The 1,751-nt window shown below is 77.0% G+C and carries 1 protein-coding gene; it reads right to left on the reverse strand.

Annotated features, from left to right (window positions below):
• Positions 1 to 73 precede the first annotated feature (73 nt).
• Positions 74 to 1,751 (reverse strand): flavodoxin domain-containing protein (locus ACFRMQ_RS40540; RefSeq protein WP_380735933.1); only part of this gene is annotated, 1,678 nt, incomplete at its 5' end.

Genomic DNA, 1,751 nt, shown 5'->3' on the forward strand with positions numbered 1-1,751 from the left:
GTCGTGTCCGGGGCCGCCGGACACGGCCGTGTCAGGGCCCGGTGGTCAGGGCCCGGTGGTCAGGGCCCGGCCATCAACCCCCGTACACGTCCTCGACGTACCGCCCGGCCTCGACCAGCCCCTGGAGCCAGGCCCGCGCCCGCCGCTCGTCGGCACCCGGCGTGCGCTCCCGGTACAGCGTCCGGAAGGCCTCCCGGACGCCCGGCGCCATCCGGGCCCCGTCGCCGCACACGTACACCTCGGCGCCGGCCTCCAGCAGCTCCCACAGCTCGGCCGCCTCTGCCGCGATCCGGTCCTGCACGAAGCGGCGCCCGTGCCGCGGCCGCTCGCTGAAGGCGGGCCGCAGCGAGACCGCGCCGGCCCGCTCGGCCGCCTCCAGCTCCTCGCGGTGCAGGTAGTCCGCCGCCTCGTCGTCGCAGCCGAAGTACAGCAGCGCCGGGGCGAGTTCCACCCCCTCGGCGAGCAGCGCCCGGCGGTCGGCGACGGCACCCCGGAAGGGTGCCAGGCCGGTGCCGGCCGCGATCATCACCACCGGGGTGCGGTGGCCGATCCGGAACGCCTCCCGGCAGGGCCGGACCCGGGCCAGCACGGTGTCGCCGACGGCCACCCGGTCCAGGTGGCCGGAGCCGGTGCCCAGGAAGACGCCCCGGCCGGAGCGGGCCGGACCGCTGAGCACCGACACCATCAGGTCCACCTCCCCCGGGCGCTCGGCGGGCGAGGAGGAGATCGAGTAGTGCCGCGGCCGGATCGGCGGCAGCAGCTCCAGCAGCACCGGCCAGGTCAGCCGCTCCTGCACCGCCGGGTGGTCCTCGATCAGGTCCAGCAGGGTGCGCGGGTCGTCCTCGGACAGCGCCAGCAGCGCGGCCCGCTCGGGCGGGCAGGGGTCGAGCTCGGCCAGCGCGGCGCGCTGACCGGCGCTCGGCCGGTCCTGCAACTCGACGTGGTGGGTGAGCAGTTCGCGCACCGTCAGCGGGCGGTCGACGGCCGGGCCGGTACGGCGGTGCGCCACGATGGTGAGCACCGTGTCCGGGTCCGCGCCGAACAGCTTGGCGGCGCGCTCGACCAGCAGCGGGTCGTTGGCGGGCAGCACGGTGAGGTGGTCGGCGGTCCGGTAGCCGGCGCCCTCCGGCAGGGAGAGGCGCACCAGCCGCTTGACCCGGTGGTACGCCGGGTCGGTCAGGCTGCCGACGGCGGTGACGGTCAGCTCCGCCAGCTCGTGCCGGGCGGCCAGGGCCGCCAGCGGGCCGCCGCTCACCTCGGTCACCGTGAAGGCCGGCGCCGGCCGCGGCGCGGCGGGGGCGTCGGCGTCCCCGTACCGGGCCAGCAGGACCTCACGCAGTTCCTGGGTGAACCGCCGTACGGCGCCGTCCAGGTCGCCGGAGGCGTCGGCCTCGGCGCGGTCCAGGAGCCGGGTGCCGCCGAGTGCGGCGAGCCGGTCGTCGATCAGGCCCGGGACGCGCTGGTAGGTCGCGGCGTAGGTGCGGTCGCCGATGCCGAGCACCGCGTACTCGGCCCCGGCGGCCCGGAACCCCTCCGGTTCCTGGAGCCGGCGGACGAAGACGGCCGCGTCGTCGGTCGGCTGGCCGTTGTACGAGGCGGCGGTGATCACCACCGGCCGGTCGGTCGGCAGTCCGTCCGCGTACGCGTCCAGCGGGGCGACCTCGGTCTCGCAGCCGAGCTCGGCGGCGGCCTCCGCGAGCTGCCGGCCGAACTCCCGGCAGGCGCCGTAGTTCGAGCCGTGCAGGAACAGC

This window comes from Kitasatospora sp. NPDC056783, assembly GCF_042789895.1.
In the GTDB taxonomy this organism is placed as follows: domain Bacteria; phylum Actinomycetota; class Actinomycetes; order Streptomycetales; family Streptomycetaceae; genus Kitasatospora.